Annotated in this window: 16 protein-coding genes and 1 pseudogene; 8 read left to right on the top strand and 9 right to left on the bottom strand. The window is 52.3% G+C overall.

Annotation, left to right across the window (positions count from 1 at the left end):
• The 4 genes and pseudogenes from O146_RS13225 to O146_RS0106215 form a co-directional block, all read right to left on the bottom strand.
• Nucleotides 1-125 (bottom strand): annotated as a pseudogene (locus O146_RS13225) (IS481 family transposase); the annotation flags it as partial.
• 288 nt (nt 126-413) lie between these two features.
• Entirely contained in the window at nt 414-1,181 is a 768-nt protein-coding gene (locus tag O146_RS0106225; RefSeq protein WP_027017963.1) for an ABC transporter ATP-binding protein, read from the bottom strand.
• Between the two features lie 35 nt (nt 1,182-1,216).
• Complete coding sequence (locus O146_RS0106220; protein WP_244266809.1) at nt 1,217-2,362, bottom strand: FecCD family ABC transporter permease; 1,146 nt, start codon at nt 2,360-2,362, stop codon at nt 1,217-1,219.
• Entirely contained in the window at nt 2,362-3,561 is a 1,200-nt protein-coding gene (locus O146_RS0106215) for an ABC transporter substrate-binding protein (protein ID WP_024272918.1), read from the bottom strand. The genes O146_RS0106220 and O146_RS0106215 overlap by 1 nt, the downstream gene beginning before the upstream one ends.
• Before the next feature lie 369 nt (nt 3,562-3,930).
• Here O146_RS0106215 and O146_RS0106210 point away from each other — a divergent pair, with 369 nt between their 5' ends.
• Nucleotides 3,931-4,638: a TVP38/TMEM64 family protein gene (locus tag O146_RS0106210; RefSeq protein ID WP_081820597.1), complete on the top strand. Its 708-nt coding sequence runs from the start codon at nt 3,931-3,933 to the stop codon at nt 4,636-4,638.
• Between the two features lie 102 nt (nt 4,639-4,740).
• Nucleotides 4,741-5,313 carry a DNA-binding protein gene (locus O146_RS0106205; RefSeq protein WP_027017960.1) on the top strand — a complete coding sequence of 191 codons (573 nt, stop codon included), beginning with the start codon at nt 4,741-4,743 and terminating at the stop codon, nt 5,311-5,313.
• Here the strand turns inward: O146_RS0106205 and O146_RS0106200 are convergent.
• The gene (locus O146_RS0106200) at nt 5,279-6,127 is read right to left on the bottom strand and encodes a DUF3097 domain-containing protein (RefSeq protein ID WP_027017959.1); all 849 of its coding nucleotides are present in this window, start codon (nt 6,125-6,127) and stop codon (nt 5,279-5,281) included. The two genes, O146_RS0106205 and O146_RS0106200, sit on opposite strands and share 35 nt — an antisense overlap.
• A 33-nt stretch (nt 6,128-6,160) precedes the next feature.
• On the opposite strand from O146_RS0106200, the gene O146_RS0106195 reads away from it, so the two are divergent.
• On the top strand, nt 6,161-6,931 hold the full coding sequence (locus O146_RS0106195; RefSeq protein ID WP_027017958.1) for a hypothetical protein: 771 nt from the start codon (nt 6,161-6,163) through the stop codon (nt 6,929-6,931).
• Between the two features lie 62 nt (nt 6,932-6,993).
• On the opposite strand, the gene O146_RS0106190 is transcribed toward O146_RS0106195, so the two are convergent.
• The 3 genes from O146_RS0106190 to O146_RS11300 all read right to left on the bottom strand — a co-directional run bounded on the left by O146_RS0106190 (nt 6,994) and on the right by O146_RS11300 (nt 10,912).
• Nucleotides 6,994-8,067, bottom strand: coding sequence for a ferrochelatase (locus tag O146_RS0106190; protein ID WP_021353926.1), 1,074 nt, complete (start codon nt 8,065-8,067; stop codon nt 6,994-6,996).
• Between the two features lie 47 nt (nt 8,068-8,114).
• Entirely contained in the window at nt 8,115-9,941 is a 1,827-nt protein-coding gene (locus O146_RS0106185; RefSeq protein WP_027017957.1) for a DIP1281 family NlpC/P60 protein, read from the bottom strand.
• A gap of 440 nt (nt 9,942-10,381) precedes the next feature.
• Nucleotides 10,382-10,912, bottom strand: a complete 531-nt coding sequence (locus tag O146_RS11300) for an Rv1476 family membrane protein (RefSeq protein ID WP_051619287.1) — start codon at nt 10,910-10,912, stop codon at nt 10,382-10,384.
• A gap of 246 nt (nt 10,913-11,158) precedes the next feature.
• Between O146_RS11300 and can the strand changes: the two genes are divergently transcribed.
• The 3 genes from can (at nt 11,159) to O146_RS0106165 (ending at nt 15,470) form a co-directional block, all read left to right on the top strand.
• On the top strand, nt 11,159-13,978 hold the full coding sequence (gene can / locus O146_RS0106175) for an aconitate hydratase (protein WP_021353929.1): 2,820 nt from the start codon (nt 11,159-11,161) through the stop codon (nt 13,976-13,978).
• Nucleotides 13,979-14,125: 147 nt separating this feature from the next.
• Nucleotides 14,126-14,695, top strand: coding sequence for a TetR/AcrR family transcriptional regulator (locus tag O146_RS0106170; protein WP_023019467.1), 570 nt, complete (start codon nt 14,126-14,128; stop codon nt 14,693-14,695).
• 25 nt (nt 14,696-14,720) lie between these two features.
• Nucleotides 14,721-15,470 (top strand): glutamine amidotransferase-related protein, encoded by a 750-nt coding sequence (locus O146_RS0106165; RefSeq protein WP_027017956.1) that lies wholly within the window; start codon nt 14,721-14,723, stop codon nt 15,468-15,470.
• Here the strand turns inward: O146_RS0106165 and O146_RS0106160 are convergent.
• Complete coding sequence (locus tag O146_RS0106160) at nt 15,467-16,171, bottom strand: NAD(P)H-binding protein (RefSeq protein WP_021353932.1); 705 nt, start codon at nt 16,169-16,171, stop codon at nt 15,467-15,469. The two genes, O146_RS0106165 and O146_RS0106160, sit on opposite strands and share 4 nt — an antisense overlap.
• A 78-nt stretch (nt 16,172-16,249) precedes the next feature.
• On the opposite strand from O146_RS0106160, the gene O146_RS0106155 reads away from it, so the two are divergent.
• Together O146_RS0106155 and O146_RS0106150 are read left to right on the top strand one after the other, a co-directional pair.
• Nucleotides 16,250-16,519 carry an ACT domain-containing protein gene (locus O146_RS0106155; RefSeq protein ID WP_027017955.1) on the top strand — a complete coding sequence of 90 codons (270 nt, stop codon included), beginning with the start codon at nt 16,250-16,252 and terminating at the stop codon, nt 16,517-16,519.
• A 27-nt stretch (nt 16,520-16,546) separates the two neighbouring features.
• Complete coding sequence (locus O146_RS0106150; RefSeq protein ID WP_023019463.1) at nt 16,547-17,911, top strand: PFL family protein; 1,365 nt, start codon at nt 16,547-16,549, stop codon at nt 17,909-17,911.
• Nucleotides 17,912-17,970: the final 59 nt, after the last annotated feature.

Below are 17,970 nucleotides of genomic sequence, written 5' to 3'. Positions count from 1 at the left end.
CGGTGGAGTAGTTCGCGGATCCAGCGGGTGCTGACGTTAAAGAGTGCGGCGGCATCTTTATGACTCATGCCGGTCGCGAGGATGGTTTCGACGATGACTTTGTTGGAAGTGTGTTTCTTGCCCATGCTCTATTTTGGGCGGAAGTATGTCTCGCTACATCCTAAGGTGGTGCGTGTGTCCTCATTGTCCCTGTTGGGGTGGTTGTGTGGGAACAGCGGAACGATGTTGTGGCACATCAGAGCCTTGAGGGGCGGAAGGATGTCGTGAGACAGAGCGGAACGATGTCATGGAATCAGACACCGCTCCGGGCACACTTTTAATCTCGAGGCATCTTTTTCTAGGATGCCTCGAGATTTTTTATCTACTCCACTTTGCTTTTCGGAGAGCCCATCTTGGGCCCTCCTGTGAGGAAGTTAGTAACGCACAGCCTGCAATGGTGCAATCAGTGGAACGTCTCCGTGGAGTAGAATATCCGCCTCGACGTGATATACGGATTCAACTAACTCCCGGTTCAGCACGTCTTTCGGGACTCCCTGTGCACGGATGCACCCGTCTTTGAGCACCATAAGCGTGTCACACATTCGCGCAGCAAGGTTGATGTCATGGATGGCAATCAGGCCTAGACTCCCCTCTTTCTGTGCTTTTGCGCGTACCTGAGAAAGGACAAATAGTTGATGGTGAAGGTCCAAAGCGGAAGTCGGCTCATCTAAAAGCATTAGCCCCGGCCGCCCCGCCAGCATTTGCGCGAGGGCAACTAGCTGGCGTTGGCCCCCCGACAGCTCATTGAGGTACCGGGTGGCGATGTCGTCGAGACCTAGCTCGTGCATCACCTCTCCAGTTCGGAGTACCGGATCTTCGCATGATTCTCGTCGTGCAGCGATAAGCACGGCTTCGAATGCCCGTAAGGCTGCGGTGGTTGGCAGATCCTGTGGCACGTAGCCAGTCAGCTGTCTCTTGGTCTTTCCACGTGGCGCGATTCCGTCGACTAGAAAATCTATGTCGCCCGCATAACTACGGTGAACGTCGGCAAGTGTTTTAATCAGCGTTGTTTTCCCCGAAGCATTTGGTCCTAGCAGCCCAACAACTTGACCTCCAGTCAATGCTTCAACATTGACATTATGCAGTACTCGGTGTGCCCCGTAGGTAGCACTCAGTCCAGTAATTGCGAGTTTCACTTCCATCGGCGCATGATTCGCAGGCGTTGGTGTTGCATTTTTTAGCTCCACAGCGCCCTCCTCTTAGCCATAACGATCGCGATAAAGAAAGGTACACCTAGCAGCGAAGTTACGATGCCAATTGGAATTGCTAGCCCAGGTTTGACGATCAAGCTCAACGCATGTGCGGTACACATCACTGCTGCACCGGCAGCCATGGAGGCAGGTATAAAATACCGTTGGTCTTCTCCAACCAGCATGCGGGCAATGTGTGGCCCCACGAGCCCGATGAAGCCAATGATCCCTGCAAAGGCCACGGTGGTTGCTGCCACCAAAGAGACCACAACCAACACGATCACCCTTAGCGCGGAAGTATTCACGCCCATCGCTGCTGCTCGGGCATCTCCCAACCGAAGCGCCGTCAATTGCCATGACAAAGCCCAAAGAACGGGAAGCGCAATTACCAACACCCCCGCTAACACCGCATTTCCGGTCCAACTGGCGCGGGTCAGCGATCCCATTGACCAAAATACGATCTGTTGCAGAGCTTCTGCTGATGACCGGTATTGAATTAATGCCAGCATGGCTTGGAAGAAAAATACCAGCCCAATGCCTAACAGCACCATTGTTTCTGCTCGTACGCCTCGCAGCACGGCAGCAACGACAATGATGCCAGTAGCGACTACCGACGATAACCAAGCTACTAACGCCAGGTTGAGCTGCGGCTGCGCGACAATCTGCCAGTGCAGAACAATTGCGCTGGCGCCACCGAATGCTGCAGCAGCTGAAATTCCCAGAGTAAAAGGTTCTGCGAGTGGGTTGTTGAGGATTGTCTGCATCTCTGCGCCCGCGAGAGACAAACTAACCCCAATTAACAACGCCATCACTGCCATCGGCAGGCGTAGCCGCCAGAGAACAGTGTGGGTTTGTTCGTCCAAACTCGATGGGTTAACTATTCCAGTGATGACTTCGCCAGGGCTGATATCAATCGCACCTACGAAATTACTCGTAACGAAGGCAGCGATTGCAACTGCGCAAAGACCAGACACAATACCGATGCGTTGCCAGGTCAGCTTTCTATGCTGCCGACCAAGCTCTAATACTGCCTTGTTTGCTACCTCTATTTTGTCGACAGCAGGTGGTTTAGCTAGGGACTTTGGTGCAGAGATGCCTCTTGTCACAATCCGCTGTGTCTCGTTCATCATCATTAATTAGTGCTAAACAAAGTACCCTCGCCAGAGATTGGCGAGTACTTCTTTTGTGAATCCAGCCACTTCTGCTCGACGTCAATGTCTTCGTAGGCTTCTGGGTTAATCCACTGAGCAATCTGTAGCAGAGCGAGGTAGTTGAAAGGAGAGTTGTAGAACTGGTGCCACAATGCGTGCAGCTGGTTATCTTTGACGGCGCGTAGGCTTTCAAAACCAGGCTGTACTTCCGGCAATTTAGCGATGCTAGCTTTTGCTTCGGATTCGTCGATACCGTAGCCGACAGCGGCATAGCCCACTGGGTTACCTTGGTCGTCTTTCTTTTCAGACCAATCTCCCCCGGTAGCGATGATCATGTCTGGGTCGGATTCCAAGACTTTTTCTGGTGTCAGCGCACCGGATTCACCTTCAATCACGTGATCGCCAACATTGTCTCCGCCTGCGGTATTAACCAGTTGCGAAATATTTGAGTCATTCCATGAGCCACAGCAATCCAAGACACCCGCAGCTCGCCACACAAAGGTCTTAGGCTTCTCAGTAACTTTGGCTGCGCGTTCCTGCACCAGGTCCACGATTTCTTGCCAGTCCTTGTTGAATTCGTCCGCGCGCTGTTCTTGACCAAAAATTTGGCCAAACAGCTCCATCGATTTTGTGGTGTTTTGTAATGGTTTCGCACGGAAGTCCGTGACGACGTATTCCACACCGGCTTCGTCCATCTTTGTGGTCAAGCCAGCTTTTTCCGAAGCTTCGTAGGTATCCATTGACAAAACGACCAAATCTGGCGCCATGCTCAAAAGGTTTTCCACGGTGACGTCCCCTTTGGATAGGCCACCGATTTCAGGAATTTCACTGACTTCTGGAAGCTTTTCTTCCAATCGGTTGTAGTAGTCTGGCACATTCTGTTTCAGGTCAGTGCCGATACCGACGATCTTGTCCAAGGGGTTTTCGGTATTCAAAATACCGGTGGCAAATAGCGAGCGTCCTTCGCCGAGGATGATGCGTTCGGGTTCTTCTTCGAGGGTAACCTCCCGGCCGGCAATGTCGGTCAACGTGATAGCGCCAGAGTTATCGCCGTCGTTGTTACCGGTAGAAGAATCGCCATTTGCTTGTTTGGCTTCTTCTGAACTGCACGCAACAAGAACCGTTGCAGACACGACACCAGCTGCCATCGTCGTCAAGATTTTTCTGGTATTGCGAGACATTTTCCTCCTTGAACAAAAATTCCAGCAAATATCATGATAAGGACAGGCTTATGCTACCCATTTAAGTAAGTCTCAACAATATGTTTTTGAATGTTTCCTATCATATGTTGCACATCACAAATATAGCTGTTCGAGAGCTTGTCTCTGCCCCGTCCCTGCCCCTGTCCCCCGTACGCATAATTAGAGGTTTCCTAAACATTCTGAGCACAGTTAACACTCTTAACACCAGCCCCGCATTGCTCCAGAGTTGACGGACAACCACTAGACTGGATACTCATGGATTCAGAAGGAAGCCACACGCACCAGCTCCAGCAACAGTCAGAAAAAGTCGGACGCGCACGACGACGCACTCCGTGGATCAAGAGCTTCATGCATTTTTGCACCACCATTCGTCGTGATGCATGGGCTTCCATTCGACGCTGGTCCCTGGCACGTTTCTTGACCGTTGGTGCGATTGCTGTCAGCTTGCTCGTGTTATTCATCCTGATCGATTTCCCTACGCTGAGCTCGTTACGCGAATCTGCCGATTCTGCAGGAAGTGGATTTATGCTGCTGTTTTGGTTGGGGTACGTGTTTTTCACGCAATTTCCCTTGCCACGGACGGTGTGGACCGTGGCATCGGGAATCTTGTACGGTCCCTGGACAGGCTTGCTTATAGCATTGACCGCACTTACGGCGTCGGCAGCTATTTCGCTGTTGCTTGTTCGTTGGCTACTGGGCGACTGGATGGCTCCTCGCCTCAAACACCCTGCGGTTGCCGGTATCAATTATCGATTGCGCAAACGTGGATGGCTCGCAGTTGCGTCCTTAAGACTCATCGCAGGCGTACCGTTTTCTCTCGTCAACTACACTGCCGCGCTAACATCGATCCCCTTTATCCCTTTCGTAATCGCGACTCTCATCGGATCTGCACCAGGAACCGTCGTCGGGGTGCTGTTTGGGGATACGTTGATTGCTGGTACCAACCCGCTCGTTGTTGTATTGCTGGCAGCTATTGCAGTTGTTGGTATCGGCGGGCTGATTCTAGATGCTCGCATGCCAGTCCAGACTCGTACGGTAATCAAGTCTGAGGTATAGACTAGCTTCCAGATTGATCTCGGAAAGCACGGCGGTTGTTGCCACCAGTCCGCTTCCCGCTAATTGTTTTGTTGCCCGTCTAGCTGTTATCTAGGAGGCGTTATGCTCGCTGTCCACGCCCGATACCGTGGGAGCGCATCCCGTCGTGCCGATTTGGTTCAGCGATCTGCTGCTGCTTTATCGAGTTTGGATGGCGTTGATGGCTTTGACGTCGTGGGCATAGAAGACATCGTCTCTACCATGACTGACCCATCCACCGTGTGCGATATCACTATGGCTTTGCTTGCCGACGGTGAATGGTCAGTGGGGATTGGGATTGCCCGAGAACACGAGGCCGCACGGTCTGCTGCACAGCGCACGCTGCCGCGGAATGCCCGCGCTGGAACTGTACGTGTGGCAGTGGTTTCGGCACCGCCTGCCACTGCCGAAGACGTCGCGGCATGTTTTGCATTGCTCGGGCAGGTACTCAACAAGCGCACCTATGAAGGTAGAGAAGCTACCGCGCTGGTTCGGCGAGGGTTAAGCCAGAATGAAGCAGCCGAAGAATTGGGGATTTCGAAACAGGCAGTTTCACAGCGCTTGCAAGCCGCTGGCTGGGCTGCGGAGACCGCAGGCTGGCGTTTAGCCGTCAACCTATTGTCTAAAGCAGATCAGATTTCTGCAGCTCAGGATTAGTAACGAAATCCACCAAACGCTCGACTGCGCCGATTAGTGAAATGTCTATATCCCGGAAGGAATGCACTGAGTTATAAATCCGATGCCAGGCTTCTTTCGGGTCAGACCAGCCCACAGCCTCACACACACCGGTTTTCCAGTCTTGCCCCTGTGGAACTTTCGGCCAATTTTCTAGTCCGACACGCTCAGGTTTTACTGCTTCCCAAATATCTACATACGGGTGTCCCGTAACTAAAACATGCGGGCCGACCTCCTCTGTTAAGCGAGCCTCCTTGGTACCAGCAATTAAGTGGTCCGCAAGTACTCCGATACGGCGTTGCTCCGTCGGCTGAAATTCCGCAAGGCGTTCTGCCAGGTTGTCTAGCCCTTCTAAGTACTCCACGACTACGCCTTCGACGCGTAAATCATGGCCCCAAATCTTTTCGACGAGTGCTGCATCGTGGATCCCTTCCACCCAGATGCGCGATGGGGCGGCCACCTTGGCGCTAATATTGTGCACGCGACGAGATCCTGACTTCGAATGGGTCGGCATTTGCGGGGTGGGTTTCTGGAGACTTTTCGACAAACTAACCCGCTGACCTTCAAATAGAAAACCCCCGGGAATAATTGGGAAGACCCGGCGGGTACCATGGCGATCTTCTAATCGTGCTAAGTGCCCGGAAAATGTCTTGTCTATATCGATAAGTGCCCCAACAAAATCTTCTCCAACAACTTCCAAGACCATACCTGGTTGTGCTTTTAGGTCGGGGAAACTTGGCGCTTGTTTACGCTTGTGGCCCTGCAAAATATCGCCACTATACCGCTTACTGTTCATAGCCTGTCAGTGTATCGATTAGGATGGCCAACGATGTCTATCCGCGCCGAAGTTTATTCCCCCGTGCAAAATACCGCAGTCTGGCTTGCCGCTTGGCTTTATGGCTACGAATCAAGCGACGCCACGATCGATGCATTACAAGAATTAGGTGGTACTAATACTCTGGAAGGTACCGCAATTATCGAGCTTCTGTCTGGCCTACGTGCAGCCACTTCGGCAATCCTTACAGAGCCAGAGCCTGTACTTAAACTTGTACTAGCAGGCCCTGGTGAACCACCGGCTCTTCCCGTTACTGGAGAGTCTGCCCAAAATCTAGTGCGCGATCCTGCCCCTGGCGCAATTGTGGTTAAAGACAACGATCCAGAGCTACACCACGTTCTTATCCCACGCTATATTAACGGGACCACTGAATGGACTTGGATTCGTGAAGCCTTGCCACTGCCAGCTACCTCTGGCCTGCTTGCTGGTGATGCGGATTATTATCTAAGCCAAGCAACCAATACTGCGGCTGAGCTAATTGAAAAATCTGGGCATGCCCCAGCAGATCTTCCCAATGCCCGTATGACCATTGGTACGCTGGCTGATTTTTATGATATCCCCGGGCTTCCCGGCTCTGTTCCACCCAGGGTTGCAAAATTGTTTGCACGCGCGGATACTGTTGCCGCAACCATCGAAATGCTGACGGATAAACTAGGCGACCACAGCCTTGATCCTTATCTATTCGGGCTGTTTCGTCATCTGCGGCATGCACGCATGGCTGGGGTTGAACGGGCATGCGCAGAATTCGCGCGCAGTTGGCGCTAATCCGCCAAAATCGAGAACGGACAAACCTAGAACCTGGGTCGCCATACTCAGTTTGTTAAGCGCTACGCTTTTGTCCAAATGTCGCAGCAACCGGGAGCACACGGTTCCCCGTTGTCTGTATTTCCTTGGACCGTCACATTTCCAAGCTTTTCAATAATTTCACCAGCAGCGGACTCTGCAGCAATGTCGACCACCATCTCTGCGAATTCTTGAGTTAGCCCTGCAGTCCGCGCACGCTCAACATGGACGTCTTTTTCTTGCGCAGCTTCTACGAGTTCTGTGTCCAGATCCCACAAAACCTCCATGTGATCGGTGATAAATCCGATTGCACAAACAACGACGGCTTTTGTTCCTTGGCTGTCCGCCAAGTGCTCAGTGTGGTCGACGATGTCTGGTTCTAACCACGGCACTCGAGGGTCACCGGAACGTGATTGCCATACGAGATCATAATCCTGGATGCCAGCCTTGTTCGCAGCCAAGCGGGCGGCTTCTGTAACCTGTCGTGAATACAGGTTTTTATCACCGTCAGCACCACCAACGTCATCGTGCCGGTTCGGCACAGAATGCGCAGTAAACAACATCCGAGTGTGATCACGCCGTTCACTTGGGATTTTTTCATAGGCTGCTTCGATTGCAGCAGCGGTCTCTGCTATGAAAGTTGGGTGCGAAAAGAATTGGCGGATCTTGGTGAAATGAATTTCCGGGAGGTTCTTCGCTGCTAGATGTTCGCGGACTCGCTTGATATCTTCGTTGTACTGGCGGCATGCTGAATATCCACCCCAAGCAGAGGTTGCTAACACGAGTACTTTGCGATGCCCATCGTGAGCGATTTTTTCAGCTGCATCTTCCGCGAATGGATGCCAGTTGCGGTTGCCGAAATACACCGGCAAATCAATCTCTCTCCGAGCAAGTGCTTCCTCTAGATTTGCAATCAGCTCGCGGTTTTGCTGGTTGATGGGGCTAATTCCACCAAAATTGAAATAGTGTTCACCGACTTCTTCTAGGCGTTCGCGTGGAATTCCCCGTCCGCGAGTCACGTTCTCTAGAAATGGCACAACCTCGTCTGTTCCCTCGGGGCCGCCAAAGGAAAGGACGAGGAGCGCGTCGTAGTCAGTCAAGGGATGCAAATCAGTCATGCCCTTAGCCTAGCAAGGGAATTTTCCTGATAAATTATTTTGCTTGGTTATCCCAGGAGGCGAACAGCGTGTTCGGTCATTCCAGTGTGTCGCACTGGGACTTCCCGTACGTGCGAGCCGGAATGTGGGGCCTCGATCATCATTCCATTGCCAGAATAGATAGCAACATGCTGTGATCCACCAGGTCCATAGAAAATCAGGTCACCTGGTTGCAGATCAGTTGTTGATACATGAGTGCCGTGCCGGTATTGACCTCCGCTGTAGTGTGGCAAAGAAATTCCCGCACCGGCGAACGCATATTGGACCAAACCAGAGCAGTCAAAACCAACTTTGCCAAAGTCACCGTTGCTATCTGCGTGGCCGCCGTCACGGATGCCAGCTGTCGGACCTTGCGCGTTGCCACCGCCCCAAGCGTAATCCACACCGAGTTGAGACCGTGCGCGAGATAAGACGGCTTGCGCTTGCTGTGACGGAGCTACGTTAGCAAAACCCGCTGAAGCATCTTCTGTCACAGATTCATTGGTATCGAGTTCTTCCAGTACGCCACCGAGCTCCTCAACAACGTCGCTTTGCGTGCTATCGGTTGCTGAGACACCGTCTGCGTTCGAAGAATCGCTATCAGGAGACACTGAATCTGCGGTGTCTGTCGCGGTCTCTGCCACGGTAGTACTGTTCTGTGGGGCACTATCCTCTGATTCCAATGCTGAAGCAGCTTCCCCTTCCGCTTCAGCATTGGTGCCAGTTATTGACTCCGCTGTGGTTTCTTCTCTAGTTGTATTTCTTTGTAGTGCTGGGATTTGACCAGGTGGATCCTGAGATTCCTGTTCCGATGTGGGAGTGTCCCGCGGCGTAGCTTCTAAGGCTGTGTGGTCAGGTAAGTGTTCAGCAACAGCGTCGGCAGCTTGGTCAATTAACTCACGGAGTTCAGCTGAAATTGCGTCAGGGTCCTGAGAAGCTTCTGTTGAGTTGGAGGCGCGGTTTCCGGTCGTCCCGGATGGTTTTTGTTCGTCTAATTCGACTGCGGAATCCGCAGTTTCTGAACCGCTGTTGTTTTCTGGTGCGTGACTTGCAGTATCTGGAGCAGAATTGTGGTTTGGAACGGACAAGTCGTCTTGCCGTAATTCTGTACTCACGGAGCCCGAGCTAGAGGCGGTTTCCCCGCTTCGTACTGCGGCAAGTTCCTGCTGCGCTTCATCTCGGTCTTGTGCGACTGCGGCACGTTCTTGTTCAACTTGGGCCACTTTAGCAGTGGTTGCTTCCAATAATTTGCGGGCTTGTTCCTCGGCAGTGGCAGCCTGCTCAGCCCGTTGTTCGGCGAGTTCGTGAGTTTTGCGTAACTGTGATTCTTTGTTGGCCTTTTCAGTACGCACCCGGTCGAGCTCGTCAATAGTAGACAGCTTTTCTTCCGCCTGCGTTCGCAGAATCGATTTCCGGAATAGCTCGTCATCACGGTGATCCCCACCGCTTATCTCCCTCAAACCGGAGGACCCAGCAGCACGACGATACTTGGAACGCGAGAGCTCATCTAGTTCGGACTGCGCTGTTGCGATATCCGATTGTGCAACAGCAAGTTCTTCTTTTGCGGTGCTAACGCCACGTTGTGCTTGTGAAGCCTCCGTGCGAGAATCCTGCAGAATAAGCAAAGCTTCGTTAACGGATTCACGGAGTTCACCGATCTTTAAATCCAAGTTGTTGAGCTCTGATTCCGCATCAGTAATCGTCGAAATTAGCTCGGAAACTGCAGGCTGTAGTGAGCCATTCGGCGACGCTTGCGCGATGGATGAGGACCCAAATAACGATAGCGATGCGGTACAGGCAATCGCTGCGCTAAAACTGCGTACGCGAAAGGTACGCCGGTGAGACGATGAAGGCACGACACACTCCTGACAGGCGCAGTCAAGCCGAATGGCTTGACTGCATATTAGAATCTACGACAGTGGGTACCGACACGCAGGACACACAGAAAATCAACGGCCGCAATACGTGCAGCGCCCAAAATGACCCATTCTCCGTACCTGCAAATCTCATGGCGTGCTTCCCCACATGCCCGTGTTTGCAGTTGTCCAAAGATTAAAAGTCATAGTTTTCGACTCTCGGCGATGTTCCACCACCATGTCTGGATTTTCTGTTATGACCCGCGGGCCAATAGCCAAACCATATGCCACTAAGGGCAACATGAACACACCGATTCACAATATTCCCGACTGTAACGTCAAGTGTTTAGCGTGGACTAACGCCATGGCCTGGGGAAAGGTGGAAGTAAATCCTTAGTGTGCTTTTTGTCACAGTTTGTAACGACACGCCGGAAATAGACTCAATTATGTAACGATTTAGCTACTGCGTTCCAGGTTAAAATCAAGGCTGTACCAATGACTGCGGCGATCACCACTGCAAACACAAGCCACGAGGGGTTGGGTGACGAAAGCGCCTCTATGTAATTACGCAAACCAACATCGGTCGATACTCCTGCAAACGCCGATTCTGCTGCCTCTAGATCTGCCCTCGAATAACTATCGCTGACGGCAGCTCCACCTTGTGGAGTCCGCACAATGACTGTCTCAACTCCCGTGCGCAACTGTAATTCCTGGGCCACATCACGCAAGTCTGCAGCCTTGTCATAAGGCGTATCTATGAGCGCTATCCCAAATTTTCCATCGCCCGTAAGAGTATCTGTGTTTTCAGTGTCTTGGTTCGCCAGTTCCGCGCTGTTGCTATTAATTTCTGCGATGGCTTGCCGCAATTGTGACTGTTGCGCACGTGCGAATTCAGCATGTTCCCCTATAGCCACATTGCCTTGCGATAACTGTGCACTGAGATCACTTAGGTCGACGCCAGCTGGAATCATGATAGCTACTTTCTGTTTAATCTTTCCGGGGGTAACAAAGTGGGCGGAACGTGAGTGGCTTGGGCATGTTTTGCCCAGCTTACAGTTATATAGCCACGCGAATAGGTTACCGACTAATAACAGAACAGTTGTACTGTTATACTTTTGGCAGGACGAGGGGTCGTCAACCTACACTGGGGCAGTGAACCCCGTGTTCTAGGACTTTTTGGTCTTACAATTTTGCACAACAAGGAAATGGAGCTCCCTGTGACTGAAAGCTTGAACTCCTTCAACGCTAAGAAGAAACTCGAGGTCGGTGATAAGTCATACGACTATTTCGCGCTCGATGCAGTTGACGGACTGAAGAAGCTGCCTTATTCCCTTAAGGTTCTGGCAGAAAACCTTCTTCGCACAGAAGACGGAAAAAACGTCAACAAAGACCACATCAAGGCCATCGCTAACTGGGATCCGAAATCGGAACCTGATACCGAAATCCAGTTCACGCCTGCACGCGTGTTGATGCAAGACTTTACTGGTGTTCCCTGCGTCGTCGACTTGGCTACTATGCGCGAAGCTGTATCCAACCTGGGCGGCAGCGCGGACCAGGTTAACCCACTGAATCCTGCCGAGATGGTTATTGACCACTCGGTCATTACAGAAGCATTCGGTGACGCAGACGCTTTGACCAAGAACGTTGCTATCGAATACGAGCGCAACGAAGAGCGCTACCAGTTCTTACGCTGGGGTGCGGAAAATTTCTCCAACTTCCGGGTAGTTCCTCCAGGAACCGGTATCGTTCACCAGGTAAATATCGAATACCTGGGTCGCGTTGTTTTCGACAACGATGGTCTGGCATACCCGGATACCTGTATCGGTACCGATTCCCACACCACTATGGAGAACGGCCTAGGAATCCTAGGCTGGGGTGTCGGTGGTATCGAGGCCGAGGCTGCCATGTTGGGGCAGCCGGTATCGATGTTGATTCCGAAGGTGGTCGGTTTCAAGTTGACTGGAGAAATTCCAGTTGGCGTTACTGCCACCGACGTTGTGTTGACTATCACCGACATGCTGCGTGAGCACGGCGTCGTCCAGAAGTTTGTCGAATTCTACGGCAACGGTGTCAAGTCAATTCCACTGGCGAATCGTGCAACTATCGGCAACATGTCGCCGGAGTTTGGCTCAACCGCCGCGATCTTCCCTATCGACGAAGAAACCACCAAGTACCTTGAGCTCACCGGTCGCCCACAGGAGCAGATTGACCGCGTCGAAGCTTATGCCAAAGCTCAAGGCATGTGGTTGGAAGAAGATGACGAAGAAGCCGAGTACTCCGAGTACATCGAGCTTGACCTGTCTACTGTTAAGCCTTCCATCGCCGGACCAAAGCGTCCACAGGACCGCATTGAGCTGGACAAAGCCAAGGAACAGTTCCGTAAGGACCTGGTTAACTACACAGACGACAAAGTTTCAGAAGACGGCAAGAAGCCTGAGGTCCGTCGCATGAACGCCGAAGGCGGCGTTCAACGCTATGCCGATGCTGATATCACCGACGGTCACAACGTTTCCCGTAAGGGGCAGGGCGAAGATGCCTCTGAAGGTGCCGAAGGTCGTCCATCCCACCCAACCTTGGTGCAGTCACCAGCCGGCGGCGAGTACACCCTAGACCACGGCATGGTCGCAATCGCTTCCATCACCTCGTGTACCAACACCTCCAACCCTTCGGTCATGATCGGTGCAGGTCTGATCGCCCGCAAGGCAAACGAACTGGGACTGACCTCCAAGCCTTGGGTGAAGACCATTTGCGCGCCTGGTTCTCAGGTTGTCGACGGTTACTACAAACGCGCTGACCTGTGGAAAGACTTGGAGGCTCTGGGCTTCTACCTCTCCGGATTCGGATGTACCTCGTGTATCGGTAACTCTGGCCCGCTGCCAGAAGAAATCTCCGATGCTATCAACACCGAAGACCTAGCGGCGACCGCGGTTCTGTCCGGTAACCGTAACTTTGAGGGCCGTATTTCGCCGGACGTCAAAATGAACTACCTGGCATCGCCAATGATGGTAATCGCCTACGCCATTGCTGGCACCATGGACTTCGACTTCAATGAACAGCCATTGGGTCAGGACAAAGATGGCAATGATGTCTTCTTGAAGGACATCTGGCCTTCCCCAGAAGAGATTGAAGAGACCATCCAGTCTTCCATCTCGCGCGAAATGTACGAAGCTGACTACGCCGATGTTTTCAAGGGCGATGAACAGTGGCAGAACCTGGATATCCCGCAGGGTAAGACCTTCGAATGGGATGATGCCTCCACCTATATCCGCAAGGCTCCATACTTCGACGACATGCCGAATGAGCCAGCAGACGTTGAGGACATCAAGGGTGCACGTGTACTGGTTAAGTTGGGTGACTCAGTCACAACCGACCACATCTCCCCTGCTTCTGCCATCAAACCTGGTACCCCAGCGGCTCAATACCTGGAAGAAAATGGCGTCGAACGCCAGGACTTTAACTCGCTCGGTTCCCGTCGTGGTAACCACGAGGTAATGGTTCGCGGTACCTTCGCGAACATCCGTATGCGCAACCAGCTCGTAGAAGAATCCGGTGGCTATACCCTGGACTTCACCAAGGACGACAAGCCACAAGCATTCATCTACGATGCTGCACAGAACTACAAGGAAGCAGAAACTCCTTTGGTAGTGCTAGGTGGTAAAGAATACGGCACCGGATCTTCGCGTGACTGGGCTGCGAAGGGAACCTTGTTGCTGGGTGTCCGCGCCGTAATTACTGAGTCCTTCGAGCGTATCCACCGTTCGAACTTGATCGGTATGGGCGTTGCGCCATTGCAGTTCCCCGAGGGTGAGTCACACGAATCCCTTGGATTGACTGGTCATGAGTCCTTCGATATTGAGGGGCTGACTGAGTTCAACAACGGTTCGATTCCGAAAACTGTTAAGGTGACCGCACACAAAGAAGACGGCGAAACCATCGAGTTCGATGCCAAAGTACGCATCGATACCCCTGGTGAGGCCGAGTATTACCGCCACGGCGGTATTCTGCAGTACGTTCTCCGTCAGATGGTTAAATCCTAGCTAGTACTAGCTAGCCCTAACCATTAGGATTCGCGGGGCTGCATAACCTCTCGCTACGACTATTGATCCCAGTTACGGAGAAATCGATCGTGGCAGGGGCTTAGCAGCCCCGTTTTCGTATTTCCGGACTGAAAGGTCGCTTCCTCTATGCCAGTAGTAAGTGAAAATGAACTCAACCGTCGTCGCCAAGAAATTTTGGTCGGCGCGCGAAAGTGCTTCGCTGAATATGGTTACGAAGGGGCGACTGTTCGCCGTCTCGAACAAGCAACAGGAAAGTCTCGGGGTGCGATTTTTCATCACTTTTCTGATAAAGAAAACTTGTTTCTCGCTCTAGCGCGGGAGGATGCCGCACGGCAAGCGGAAGTAGTTGCCCGTGAAGGGCTGGTCGAGGTAATGCGTGATATTATTCGGAATCCTGAGAAATACGATTGGCTGGCTACTCGCTTAGAGATTTCCAAGATGCTGCGTACTGATGCCTCTTTTCGTGCACGCTGGGAAGAACATCAAGCAGTCCTTGATCAAGCAGTGCACGATCGTTTAGCAAAAAATGCTGCGGAAGGCCGCATGCGGGTCGACGTACCAATCGATACCTTGCAATATTTTTTGGAAATGGTGATGGACGGTTTGATCACGCGTAATGCCATGGGAATGGCCACCGATGAAGCCGTCCTTGATATTGCAGAACAAGCTATCCGACGCGATGGCAATGATGTTTAAGGCATAAGGTATAACAGTAGCCACTATGGTTAATCTTCTATTGGTCTCATTGCGCTATGGAGAGACCGCACCGGCAGTTGCTGCCGCTGAGTATCGTGACATCTGTGAAGCCACAGGGCTGAGCCAGGAGCAGACTACGCACCTAGTCATTGATTCCACAGATGTTGTGCTTCCTGATCTAAGCAATTTTGATGGCGTCATCGTGGGCGGCAGCTCATTGAACATCACGAACCAAAATTGGAACAGCTGGCAACTTCATATTCATCGTCAGCTGGAAATTCTCACGGCTTCAGAGATACCAGTCTTTTTAATTTGCTTCGGAGCTTCCTGGCTTGCGCATCATGTAGGTGGAATTGTTGGTCACACGCACGCAGAAACCTCTGGACAAACCGTGGTTCGGCTGACCTCAGATGCCTCCGAGGATGTGCTCGCCCGTCATCTCCCACAGGAATTCACGTCTCTGACTGGACACACTGAAGCCGTCGAAGATTTAGCTGCGTCCGACAGCAGGGAGGTGACGATTCTTGCCGACGGGCCAACCTGCCCTGTGCAGCTAATTCGAGTAGGTAATTCGACATGGGCGAGCCAGTTTCATGCAGAGATGGATGCCGTGGCCATGAAAAAACGCATGGATTTTTTCTATGACTACGGCTATTTCTCCCCCGAAGATTACCTGGATATCGTCAACAGCTTGCCATCAATTGACACGAAATGGAGCAATGAGTTGCTCGCTATCTTCGTGCGGTACTGCGCAACACGCGCAGCTACCAGCTAAATGGTGCTCACTGGATCGTTGCCATCATGGAAGGCAATGAAATCCTGGTTTGGCAGCTCCGCCCGCCCAGCCAGCTCGAAGATGACCTGACCGACGAGCTCACGGGACGTTTTTTCCCCGGCTTTTTCAGGTGTGTTTTCGGTGACGGCAATGCCCTGCGCCGGATCCAGGGTCAGCAACGTGGGGGCCAGGATGATGTAGTTTAAATCAGAATCAAGCAGGCGCTTGTCGACGGTCTTTTTCGACTCTACGTATGCCAGCCATGCGCCTTGATCGTCGGTTTCGTTGTCCAACGACCCCATATAGGACACCATGATGAGCCGAGGCGCGCGATCTTTACCAACCTCATCCTGGACTTTTTCCAAGCCCTTGATGCATTCCAAGGCAGCATCGCGGTCCACGGCATAGGTGACGTCGGCACCGGCACGCCCGCCGTTACCTGCGGTCCACACCACAACATCAAAATCACGGACCAGCGCTGCCCACTGATCCGCAGACACAGTAGTTACGTCTTGGACCAACGGCGTTGCGCCGTTCTCCCGCGCCTCCTCTGCTTTTTCTTCACGACGCAGCATCGCGGTGATCTCGTAATCGTTCGCGTATTGGGGAATGGCAATGCTGGCAACTTTGCCAGATCCGCCGATAACCAATACTCGTGTGTTTGTGGCAGTTACGTTCTCTTGCGACTGAGTTGCTGTCATGTACACAATTCTACGCTTCGTTGAAAGCTTTTTGCCCCGGCTAATAAGAATGCTGGATAGGCAGTTAAGATGAGTAATATGTATGCCATCATGACCGTGACCGGCGCGGACAACACCGGAATTATCGCCTCTGTTAGTACTGCTCTCGCGGAGTTAAACGTTAATATTGTCGACGTTTCACAAACCCTTATGTCTGGTTATTTCACGATGATTCTGCGCGTGGAATTCGATGATGAAGCCTTGTCGATACCGCAGATTCAAAAGCGTATGGAAGCCGTAGAAAAAGAAACCCACCAAGTTATTCGCATTCAGGCTGAATCGCTGTTTACCGCGATCAACGAAATTTAGCACCACCTAGCGCAGGAAAACTACACTATGCCATTTTCTTTTAAGAATGCTCAGATCGTCGATACGATCGAGATGATCGAAAAATATCGTCTTGATATTCGTACTGTGACCATGGGTATTTCATTACTCGGTTGCACACGTCCGACGATGTCTGCCACCTGTGATGCGGTGTATGACCGAATCGTTACCCGTGCGTCACGGCTAGTTGAAGTATGCGAAGGAATCGAAGCTGAACTCGGAATTCCGATCGTAAACAAGCGGATTTCAGTTACGCCAATTTCTTTGATTGCAGCCGGTGTTGAAGGCAACCCCGCCGATTTAGCGCAGGCACTTAACAAAGCAGCCAATGAAGTCGGGGTTAACTTTATAGGTGGATACTCTGCACTCGTTGAAAAAGGTACCACCGAAGCAGACCGTCGACTCATCGAGTCCATCCCGGAAGCTCTGTCGCAATCGGAAGTGGTATGCGGCTCAGTGAACATTGCATCCTCCCGCGCGGGCATCAATATGGATGCTGCCCGACACATGGGCGAGGTTATTAAAACCGCCGCCGAATTAAGCAAGGACGATTCTGCGATCGCCTGCGCCAAATTAGTGGTGTTCGCCAACGCTGTTGGCGATAACCCGTTTATGGCAGGTGCTTTCCATGGCGTGGAAGAACCTGATTGTGTGGTTTCCGTCGGTGTATCTGGCCCTGGTGTCGTCGATCGGGCATTGGGCAGCCTGGAGGGGGCAAGCCTGGATCAAGTTGCGGAAGAAATCAAGAAAGCAGCTTTCAAGATCACCCGCGCTGGTCAACTAGTTGGCAATTTGGCTTCACAACGGTTGGGTGTTCCGTTTGGCATCGTCGATCTTTCGCTTGCACCGACTGCCGAACTCGGTGACAGCGTCGCTCATATCCTCGAACACATGGGATTAGAACAAGTCGGAACCCACGGCACAACTGCTGCTCTGGCATTGCTGAACGACGCGGTGAAAAAAGGCGGCATGATGGCATGCTCGCGTGTCGGCGGCTTATCAGGGTCGTTCATTCCTGTCTCTGAGGACAAAGGAATGATCGATGCTGTGCGTGCTGGCAGCATCAGCATGGACAAATTGGAAGCAATGACCGCAATTTGTTCGGTCGGTTTCGATATGATTGCACTTCCTGGTGCCACATCTGCAGAAACTATCGCAGGGATGATCGCAGATGAGGCCGCAATTGGTGTGATGAACCATAAGACCACGGCGGTGCGTGTTATTCCTGTACCTGGTGCTGCGGTAGGCGACGAAGTTGATTTTGGTGGTCTTCTCGGCTACGCACCGATCATTCCGGTCAACACCGTCGGCAACCGCGAGTTCATCCACCGTGGTGGGTTCATCCCGGCCCCGGTACACGGATTCCGCAACTAGTAGTTGGTTTATCGGGCCTGTCAGATTGGCAGGCCCTTACGCCACTACAGAACTAGCCA

This window comes from Corynebacterium pseudodiphtheriticum DSM 44287 (assembly GCF_000688415.1).
GTDB lineage: Bacteria > Actinomycetota > Actinomycetes > Mycobacteriales > Mycobacteriaceae > Corynebacterium > Corynebacterium pseudodiphtheriticum.
This window is presented reverse-complemented; position numbering and strand designations above follow the sequence as displayed.

Excerpts from the sequence above, each read along its gene's own strand:
- O146_RS0106225 (WP_027017963.1), bottom strand. The coding sequence starts at position 1,181 with ATGGAAGTGAAACTCGCAATTACTGGACTGAGTGCTACCTACGGGGCA.
- O146_RS0106220 (WP_244266809.1), bottom strand. The coding sequence starts at position 2,362 with ATGATGATGAACGAGACACAGCGGATTGTGACAAGAGGCATCTCTGCA.
- O146_RS0106215 (WP_024272918.1), bottom strand. The coding sequence starts at position 3,561 with ATGTCTCGCAATACCAGAAAAATCTTGACGACGATGGCAGCTGGTGTC.
- O146_RS0106210 (WP_081820597.1), top strand. The coding sequence starts at position 3,931 with ATGCATTTTTGCACCACCATTCGTCGTGATGCATGGGCTTCCATTCGA.
- O146_RS0106205 (WP_027017960.1), top strand. The coding sequence starts at position 4,741 with ATGCTCGCTGTCCACGCCCGATACCGTGGGAGCGCATCCCGTCGTGCC.
- O146_RS0106200 (WP_027017959.1), bottom strand. The coding sequence starts at position 6,127 with ATGAACAGTAAGCGGTATAGTGGCGATATTTTGCAGGGCCACAAGCGT.
- O146_RS0106195 (WP_027017958.1), top strand. The coding sequence starts at position 6,161 with ATGTCTATCCGCGCCGAAGTTTATTCCCCCGTGCAAAATACCGCAGTC.
- O146_RS0106190 (WP_021353926.1), bottom strand. The coding sequence starts at position 8,067 with ATGACTGATTTGCATCCCTTGACTGACTACGACGCGCTCCTCGTCCTT.
- O146_RS11300 (WP_051619287.1), bottom strand. The coding sequence starts at position 10,912 with ATGATTCCAGCTGGCGTCGACCTAAGTGATCTCAGTGCACAGTTATCG.
- O146_RS0106170 (WP_023019467.1), top strand. The coding sequence starts at position 14,126 with ATGCCAGTAGTAAGTGAAAATGAACTCAACCGTCGTCGCCAAGAAATT.
- O146_RS0106165 (WP_027017956.1), top strand. The coding sequence starts at position 14,721 with ATGGTTAATCTTCTATTGGTCTCATTGCGCTATGGAGAGACCGCACCG.
- O146_RS0106160 (WP_021353932.1), bottom strand. The coding sequence starts at position 16,171 with ATGACAGCAACTCAGTCGCAAGAGAACGTAACTGCCACAAACACACGA.
- O146_RS0106155 (WP_027017955.1), top strand. The coding sequence starts at position 16,250 with ATGTATGCCATCATGACCGTGACCGGCGCGGACAACACCGGAATTATC.
- O146_RS0106150 (WP_023019463.1), top strand. The coding sequence starts at position 16,547 with ATGCCATTTTCTTTTAAGAATGCTCAGATCGTCGATACGATCGAGATG.